We start from the raw sequence: 9410 nt of genomic DNA, 5'->3' as shown, positions 1-9410 counted from the left end.
TTTTTACAGATTCTAAATTTTTCCTATAACTCCTTTCTCCATAATTATCGTTAAAATTAACCGAAGTTTTATCTCTTTCATCCAGCTTTTCATAAAGTTTGATTCTAAGTTCTGTTTGAGCCAGTGTATCTTTTATGACAGGGAACTGTACTTTATACTTTTCAATAAGCAGTTTTTTAATATCCAATAATTTTTTAAAATAAGGGGTTTCCGTTTTCTGATGTTTTCTTTGTTTAGCTTCTTCAAATTCAATATATTCAGCCATCGGGCATAAATCTGTTCCCGGAATAAAAGGTGTACCGCCTTTCTCCAATAAATAATTAGCAAGATCCAGATCATCCCTTATTGCGGCCTTCATTATGTTACTTCCATCGTAGGATTGGTTATTGATATTGGCTCCGTGTTCAAGCAGATAATCAATCATTTTTCGTTCTGTATCCTTAAAGCCTCCCAGCATCATAGCGCTTATCATAGGCGAATCTCCTAACGCCGGATTAGGATTGGCTCCATAGCTGAAAAGTAATTCAAGCATCTCATAATTATTAAGGGCTACCGCATGGTTTAAAGGAGTACTAAAACCTTCATCGGGAATTACAATATTAGGATCGGCACCTAATTCTAACAATCTTCGCATGGCTTTTAAATCCTCAATGATAGATGCGTACATCAATAAGGTATATCCTTTTTTTTCCTGTAATTGATCCAGAGGTAATTTTTTATCTTTAATTATCTGCTCCATTCCGGCAAGATCTCCTTCAAACATCTTTTGAGCTGCCAGCAAACCATCTCCTTTAAACATTTCTGAAGGCGGATATTGACTTCTGTTTTCTTTTTTACGCGATCTGAGACTAAAGTCTGAACAGGATAAGAGTGTCATAATGGAAAAAAGTATTAAAATTATTGATTTCATATTACATAGTATTAGCTTGAACATCTATATTGATAGTGGCAATCATAGCTTCCATTGCATTGACATAGTCACCATGCCCGCTACCTAAAGTACTGATTCCCAACCCTTCGTTATCTGGTATATATCCAAATATTTCATTTTGTTCTCCTAAAGCACGTGGTGCTGCTCCGGTAAGCCCTCCGAAAAGAGCCACTTTATTAAGAAGCGGAATTCTCGAAAAAGATAATGTGGCAAGCAAACCTTCCCTGTTATTCTGTAGCCCGTTCAGAATATCATTACTGGTACTGTAGTTAATAATATTGGAAGTGGATCCTGCCGCTCCTCTCTCATCAAGGTACTCCAATGTATTATCATGTACTCCTCTCGCATTAAAAGTATAACCCGGGAGTCCCGTGTAATAAGCAGCCATCGCACTATTCCCTCCACCTAATGAGTGTCCTGTAAATACAACATTCCCATTTGTAGCCTCATCCATTTTCTCCGCAAGACTTCTGGTTTTTTCAATTTGAGGAGTATTAAAGCCAAAAGCCTGCCCTCCATCTTCTATGAACCAGTCTTTAACAAACTGATCTCCTGCTTCCGAACCCCTGAATGCAACAAAATACTCTTTGGTTTCATCATTATAGTATAGGGAGGAGAAGAAACCATCATCCTTATTAGTATTAAAATCTTTTGGGGAAAGTACCCCGTCACCAAACAATTTATCCAACTCCTCCTGACTTTCTGTATTTATGCGGGAATACCCATCTATTACTGTATTTTCATTATTATCCTCGTAAGAATTCTGTGCCATTTTACTGGCCGTCAAAGCCTCCTGTAACTGGGCTATGGGTAAATGAAAAGTTATTTTTCCTCCGATAAAGCAGTCTAAACTAGAATGCTGCAATAAAGGTTTTTTATTTTCAATTTTTACTTTAGAATGGGTTTTCTTCCAATCACTGCCTTTACATAAGAAAGAACATATATTCAGGCAGTCATCTATAAGTGCACTTCCGGCCCAGGCAGCGGCAGCCATTACAAAAAATCCTCCTGAAAAAGCTGCAGCTACAGCTATTCCGGCTACAGCACCTGCTACCATCATTTCGGGACAGATAAAATTGTCCTTAAAACGATCGTCCTCTGTGGCCATAAGCTTATTCGTATTTTTCAGCTTTACGGAAGATTGGGAACTTACTCCAATCCCTATGAGCCTTCGCCCTTTACTGCAGGTAAGCGGAGTATCTTGTGCTATATATAATTGACTCATTGTTTCTTATTAATGGTTGTTTAATTTAATATGATACCTACAAACATAAAGCATCTCTGTATTAAGCTGCTCTTTCACATGAAACATGATTTCTGATACAACAGAATCTTCATTATAAATATATTCTCCTTCCAAATGATAATCATAATCCATTGGAATTTTCAAAGTAGTCTGATAATTCTTTTCGTAAATTCTATTGAATTCGGGTATATTATTTTTTCCTTTTCCTCTTAACAATACTTTATATCCTTTTCCGGATACTTTCGAAATTTCATATTCTGAACTATAGTCAATTTTCTGCCCGGGAAATAAAGTAGACAATACTGTTCTATCCGGCATTTTAGAATTAATATCACCCTGATCAAATACAGGCAGGGGATAAAATACAATCTGGTATAATAAATTATGTATAATATTATTATCTATTTGAGTAAACTCTTTATCATAAGCACTAATAAACTCATTATAGCTATTGCGAACAAGTTCATAAAAGCGAAGGTCTTTTTTTATTTCCTGCCATTTATTTAGGATCTCTTCTTTATTTTCAACCTTTTCAATACTTTTATCGGCACTTAAAAAAAATTTCAGAACATCGGTTGCTTTATTTACCTTTTCAAGAATTTCATAAAAAGGCTTCATCTGTCCATCCACTTTAATATATTTAGGAGTGGACGAATTTATGGTCAAATGCCCATATTCTAAAGGATTGATACACCAGTCTTCTTCTATTTCTGTTTCATTAGCCTTTCCTTTCCCGAGGGTAAGATATGATTTTGTAGTAATGGTATAATGCCCTTCTTTATACCAGGCATATTTAAAACCGGATAAATCAGATAGATCTTCTTGATGTTTTTCAAATCCCATGTATTAAGAATTTAGATTATTAAACTTCTACTTATTGTTACCTGTCCTTCTTTTTCTGTTGCAAACTATATTATTTTTTTATTCTAAACTCCGAATTTGCTCCAAAGAATCTAATACTTGAAGATTATGCTTACTCATAGGATTTCCTAATTTATCAGCTTGTTGTAAAAGGTCTCTAGCCTTTGAAAATTCCTTTACATTCATATAAGCGATACCTAAAGAATTTAATATTTTATCATAATCCGGAGAACCTTTCCCATATCCTTTATCATAAGCCTTCTTTAAGTAAGTAATTGCTTCATTATAATTTCCCAGTTTCAGATAAGAGGAACCTAAAGCAACCGATACATCAGGATATTTCTCCTGATTTACATGATTAAGATGAAAAACCGCTAATTCATACTGCTGTTTTTCATAGGCTTCCCAACCCTCGTTATATGATTTTGTCTCTGCAGATGTAAAGAAATTCTCCTTTACAATAATGATTAAAAAACCAAGAGCTATTAATCCTAAAATAATTTGTAAAGTCTTTTTCATATTATATTATTAAATTTAAGACACTGAAAAGTATGATCAACCAAATATAATAATCCCAAAAAGGTCCAGTTTTTTTTTCTTCTATAACTTCCAGTTTTTTAATTTTTTTGGCTAAATATATAATACCCATGGGAATGATGATAACCAGTATAAAGACCAACCAACTATAATAATATTTCCAAATATCTAATATCAGCAAGAACTTTACAGGAACCTCATCAATTTTTCTTAATCCAAAAAAAGGAATCGGTTTTATTTCATCAGATCTGTGAGTCATACTATACCCCTTGATCATCTGAAAGTCTTTTTCTCTTACATAAAAAGAAATATTCTCCTTATTCTTATTTTTATCTATATTCCACAGCCAGGTATTTAACCCTTCAATTAATCCCGGGTATTTTCTACTTATACTTATCTCGTTTTTCACAAAAGTATAAGTAACCGTAGTACTTCTTCTACTGGAATATACTTTGGTTTGATTTTCGGCATTCTCCCATTTCTCATGTTTAAGGTGGCTAAAATCATAACCTGTTTGCAACAAAGTATATAAAAGATAAAAGCCCCAAAGGATTAAAAAAAATTTTTCAATAACAAAAGTATTTATCTTTATGCTCATTTAGTCTTTCCCTGCCAGTACGTTTATTTTTGCTCTTGCTTCAGCTTCTTCATTTTTTAATGCATTCATAAGATCTTCTGCCTGTCCCTTCAATATAAAATTGGTTATGCCTTTGTAAGCATCCTGCAATAACCCAATATAAAAACCTCCTTTGCTTACTCCATCTTTGGTACTAAAAGTAGGTTTTCCAAAATTATCGGAAAGTCCATTCTTAAAACTAGTACCTACTGTTTCTTTTACCGAGTTATAATCAAAGGTGTTACTTCTGTACTGTGAATTTGTAGTTGTTGTCGTTTGCTCTATCTCTTGATATCGTCCTCCGAAATCTTGATTAGTGACGTTTGTACCCTGCTGAACAACAGGATTTCTACCTTCAACTGCCCCCTGCACACGTCCTGATTCTGTACGTGTAGTAACACCATGTTCTTCAATATCGTCTAAACGTACGGAAGTACTTCTCTCTGTAACAGTATACTCTGATGTTCTGTTTCCTACAGTATCTTTTCCCACCCCTGTTGCACCACCAACATCATTGGTATGTTCATAAAGAGCTTTATCTCCATCTGAACCTACTGCAGCATGATTTTGTACAATCTTCTCCGGTTCAGATTCAAAACCATCAATATAGTTCTTTAATGTTGTTCCCTCTCCTGTAGGGACAGAAGAATATATTACCCCTTTCCCCTGATCCAATGACCATCCTACTCCGTATGCTGTTACTCCTGCTAATGTAACCCCTCCAAGATAATTTGCGCCTGCTCCCCATCCAAAAGTTGCTATAGTCGTTTTTGCCGTTACTGCTGTAGTTCCTATAGCAGATAAAGCAGGATAAAGTATGTAAGATAACGCAATAACTCCTAAAACGTTTACTCCCGTTCTCGCGAGTGTAATATCTGTAAATTCATCTGCTGCCTTCTCTGAATAGAGAATCATTACATTTCCACCTAACCGGCATGGTATCTGTGAGTTTTCCATTATAGGATGCTTTTTTGTAATGAGTACATTGCTATCGAAAGGAGTCCAATCTTTCAATAACATTCCACAAATAGAAGGTATAAGTGAAACTCCGACACCTGCTGCCGCACCTACTGCCGCACAGGCAGCAACAGCCAGTGCACCCCCTGTGATGATTGACCCTGCCACTAATGCCAGACCTGCTACAGCACCGATAATAGCACCTGCTATAGCCATTTTTCCACAAATAAAGTTTCCTCCAGGACGATCATCCACAGTAGCCTGTAAATGTGCTCCGGCTATATTGATCTTGCTTTGGCTTGTTACTTTTATCTGTTGTTTTTTCATTCCATCAGAACATACAAGCCATGCTCCATCTGGTACATATAACTTAGCCATAACTTTAATCTCTTTTTAATTCTATATTATATTCTGTAGTATGACAATAATTATTGCCTGTTTGCTCTTTAATTTTAGAATTACATAATAACATCTCTCCGGTTTCAATGTCAAAGTTATATTCTACGGACCAGGTCATCATATAATTACAATCTTCCTGTAAGAAGGCTCTTAATTTATCATTATAAATAGTCTGTAGATGACTGTTCTTTAAAGGATCATTCTCTGAATACAATTTAATCTTTATGATCTTATTTTCCCTTTCAACTTTTTTTTTAGTTATGATATGAGAATTTTCATTGTTGAAAATCTGGGATGGATAGATTCTTTTTTCTCCTCCATCAAACCGATCATTGATTTCATGTTTCTTATATAGATCTGTAAAAAATAATGCATATAAAATATTATTTTTTATTAAAGGTAAAGTATTTGAAAAATCTTGATCTCCACTTTCCAACATATTTTTTTCCTCTAAGGTATTTCCTAATGTAGAAACCAGCTCTCTTTTAAGCTCAGTCCACCGGTCTTTAATTTCCTCCTGATTATTTATTCCACTAACCTCTCCTGTATCAGATAATTCTACTACTATATGCTCTAAAGGTTTATTAAATTTCTGCAAGTATTCAGTTAAAGCTCTATAGATAGACTTTACATATTTTACCTGATGAAATACTTGTTCCAATTCACCAATAAAAGTATCATTCTTTCTTTTCTTTTTGTAATTCCAAGACATATAGGTTTCGGAATCTATAAGGCTACTTCCTGAAACCTTTAAATCTATTTTCTGGGTGATGGAATATGTATTGAGTTCTATTTCCTTCTGAACGAGATCAAGAGTTTTTAAAGAATTTTTATGATTCTTCAAATTATCAATTGAATCGGGAATATAGAGTATATTTATCCATTTAGATAAATTATTATCCTCTGTAATCCATTCATGCGGTCTTGAATTAGTATTATGATATTTTTTTAATTCTTTACTACCTAAACCCAATTCAGCTGCAATTGATTCTAACGTATCTCCTTCTTTCACAGGATATTTATGAACCTCCATAATTAATTAATATCTACAGAACTTCCTGTAATTTTGGTCTTACCATTAAAGTTTGCTTTAGCAGAACCACTTCCTTTTACCTCTACATTCGCAGCAGAAACAACTTTCACATTTTCAGAGCCGTCAATTGTAATTTTTTTACCTTTAATATCAATTGTTCCATCTTTCTTCATCGTAATAGAACTATTTCCAGTTTCAAATTTTATTTCCGTTTCACAGGTAATCTTTACATTCCCTGCGTTATCCATCGTTAAAACACTCTTTCCTTTCCCTACATTTATAGTGGTTTTTGTACCTACATTTGTTGTATGATTTTTTCCGATATCTTCATTATTATCCTTACTTACCAATGTTGTAATATCCCCGGATCCGCTCAATGTTACATGATTTCCGCTTTTATCTTTGATTTCGATTCCGGCACCGTCATTAAGCTGGATAATATTTCCGCTTTTGCTGCTTAAACTTTTGATATTGTTACCGGCACCACCACCGCCTCCAACACCACCATGGAACATTCCTCCCATTACAAACGGGCGGTCAGGATGCTGATGAACAAAATTTACCACTACCTGATCTCCCACCTCCGGAATAGCCATAAAGCCTCTATTTTTGCTTACTTTATCACTACTTCCACCGTCAGGGGTCATTACGCGGACAAACTCTGTAGTGCTTTGTCCGTTCTGCCAGTCAAACTGTACCTGAACTCTTCCCTGATTCAGAGGATCTGTATTCGATATCACCTTAGCAAATTGTGCCTCCGCTTTTGGAAAATGAAATTCCGGGCGGGGAATAAATCCTGTATCTGAAGCAATTGATTCAAAAGTTCCTGTATAGTACCCTCTGGCATCTACTTCATGAGTTACCTCTGTAATCATCAGTTTGGTAAAATAAGAAGTTTGGTTAGTTCCCGTTTTACGCATTTCCATATCCACTATACATCCAGGATATAAAAAAGGAACTGTAGTGGTACCCGAAGTCACAAAAACTTCGGAAGCCTTACTTCCCGCCGTTCCTTTTTGGGAAGCATCAATATCCATAAATGTAGATGCTTTTATCGGAGCTATTCTTAATGATGGAGTTGTAAATGTCTTTTCAGAAATTTCATAGGCTCTTTTAGCTATATCTGAAGTATGGTTAATTTTTGAGCTTCCTGCTGTCAGCTTTTCATTTTTACTACTATTATAACCATAGAATGTAGGGTTTACATGCTGAGCCTTCATTCTTACTTTTACATCATTTACACTACTTCCATAGGTTAGTTTAACAGGTTTTTCCTGAGGAGGCAGTTTACCAAAATGCAGGACTTCCCCATCATAAAAAAACTGTTCTCCATATGCTTCCGCCATTCTGGCAAGATAATTATAGTGTGTTTCTTCGTATTGTGAGCTGTACGAAACATTTCCGTACTGCGCATCCACTCTGAAATCAAATTTATTCTGCTCCAATCCTTCACGTATTACCTGGTCCGCAATACTGTTCAGACTGATCTGTTGCGCTCCTCCAAAACTCTGAATATGAGGGGCAGTATCTAACAAGACCGTAGGGCTTGAACCTTTTAGAATTATATTTCCTAAACTTCCTTTTTCCTGACTGAACCCTACTTCAGTAACAACACCTACAAAATTTCTTTCCGGGCCTTCTATTACATCTTTATATTTAAAAACTACCGTAAGACGCTTTCCCAGAAAGTTCTGGGCCTCTTCCAGATTATGGTTTTCCTGATTCCCTAGTGTATCATGGGCTAACATTAAAAAAAACTCATGGTGCTTAATCACACTCTGAGATAATTTAAAATGCTTAAAATGACTGATTGTTTTTCCTTCTACGATAATCTCAAGCTTTACCACTCTATTGATCCCTAAAATCTGATTTTCAATGATTCCCGCCAGATTATGTATTCCGGACGTAGGTTGTTTTGCCCAGAAAGACTCTTCTGTTACAGTAGAAGTATTCGGCTGGAGTGTCTGATTCATGAACATGTTAGCGGTATTATTAGCTGTTCCCGCATAGTTCTGTACTTCTGCAAGTTTTTTTGTTATCTTTTGAGTTTTTGATTCTATTTTTTCGCTAACCTCAGAATTGATAGAATCATTAACTTTATTGGAATCTAATATTTTTGAAGAATTATTATTTTGTATCATTACCTCAGTGTTTTTAAATGAATAATAATATGAAATCAAAATATACAATTGTCACCTATTGATTATCCTAATTTCAAATGAAAAAACAGAATAGCCACCCGGAGGATTAACTATTCTGTACCAATTGTTATTTTACTAAGATGATTTTATTATTAGTTACCAGGCCATACTCCCTCATAGGCAGCATTACCATAGTTAATCTTCTCTGCACTTACGATAAAGCTGATCAGCATATTGTTACTGTCAATTGCATCGAAGTCTACTTCATGTTGAATAACATATCCGTTTTCCCAGTTCAAAGTAATCAATGTTCCTTCTTCGTGAGATTTGTTGAAGGTAATTTCACCACTTGTAGGCTTGTATTTACCGTTCAATAGACTTTCTAAGATATCTGATTTTTCTGTAGCTTCTATAGTAAGCTTAATGATCGCGTTAGATGGATCTGATGCTACTCGTCCTGAAACGTCAGTTGATCTGGAAACACTATAGTTTAACTTTAATAGTTTTTGTCCTTCGCTTCCGTTGAATTTTAAGATTCCTCTTGAGTTTGCTGCCATAATTTGCAAATTTTTCTAAATTAATATTTTGTGATTTGGTATAGCAAAGATAGTTTCCTCATTTCAATCTCAAAAACATTTAAACACAAATCTGATTTTTTGTAGTAATTCTACGATTTCATGTAGTAATTC

The 9410-nt window shown here is 34.9% G+C and carries 9 protein-coding genes; all 9 read right to left on the bottom strand.

Annotated elements, in window-relative coordinates; genetic code table 11:
• Positions 1 to 910, bottom strand: a 910-nt coding sequence (locus Q0A18_RS02685) for an ankyrin repeat domain-containing protein (RefSeq protein WP_292008629.1), incomplete at its 3' end; no start/stop codon positions are given.
• A 1-nt stretch (position 911) separates the two neighbouring features.
• Complete coding sequence (locus tag Q0A18_RS02680; RefSeq protein WP_292008628.1) at positions 912 to 2156, bottom strand: PAAR-like protein; 1245 nt, start codon at positions 2154 to 2156, stop codon at positions 912 to 914.
• Between the two features lie 9 nt (positions 2157 to 2165).
• The gene (locus tag Q0A18_RS02675) at positions 2166 to 3020 is read right to left on the bottom strand and encodes a hypothetical protein (protein ID WP_292008627.1); all 855 of its coding nucleotides are present in this window, start codon (positions 3018 to 3020) and stop codon (positions 2166 to 2168) included.
• A 78-nt stretch (positions 3021 to 3098) separates the two neighbouring features.
• Positions 3099 to 3557, bottom strand: a complete 459-nt coding sequence (locus Q0A18_RS02670) for a tetratricopeptide repeat protein (protein WP_292008626.1) — start codon at positions 3555 to 3557, stop codon at positions 3099 to 3101.
• Position 3558: 1 nt separating this feature from the next.
• On the bottom strand, positions 3559 to 4173 hold the full coding sequence (locus Q0A18_RS02665; protein ID WP_292008625.1) for a hypothetical protein: 615 nt from the start codon (positions 4171 to 4173) through the stop codon (positions 3559 to 3561).
• On the bottom strand, positions 4174 to 5526 hold the full coding sequence (locus tag Q0A18_RS02660) for a PAAR-like protein (protein WP_292008624.1): 1353 nt from the start codon (positions 5524 to 5526) through the stop codon (positions 4174 to 4176).
• Positions 5527 to 5530: 4 nt separating this feature from the next.
• Positions 5531 to 6580 carry a hypothetical protein gene (locus Q0A18_RS02655; RefSeq protein WP_292008623.1) on the bottom strand — a complete coding sequence of 350 codons (1050 nt, stop codon included), beginning with the start codon at positions 6578 to 6580 and terminating at the stop codon, positions 5531 to 5533.
• Positions 6581 to 6582: 2 nt separating this feature from the next.
• Positions 6583 to 8721: a phage baseplate assembly protein V gene (locus Q0A18_RS02650; RefSeq protein WP_292008622.1), complete on the bottom strand. Its 2139-nt coding sequence runs from the start codon at positions 8719 to 8721 to the stop codon at positions 6583 to 6585.
• 152 nt (positions 8722 to 8873) lie between these two features.
• Positions 8874 to 9278 carry a type VI secretion system tube protein TssD gene (tssD, locus tag Q0A18_RS02645; protein ID WP_292008621.1) on the bottom strand — a complete coding sequence of 135 codons (405 nt, stop codon included), beginning with the start codon at positions 9276 to 9278 and terminating at the stop codon, positions 8874 to 8876.
• Positions 9279 to 9410 lie beyond the last annotated feature (132 nt).

Source organism: Chryseobacterium sp. (assembly GCF_022712095.1).
Lineage (GTDB): Bacteria > Bacteroidota > Bacteroidia > Flavobacteriales > Weeksellaceae > Chryseobacterium.
Note: the sequence above shows the minus strand (reverse complement) of the source record. Positions and strands in the feature narration are given on the sequence as shown.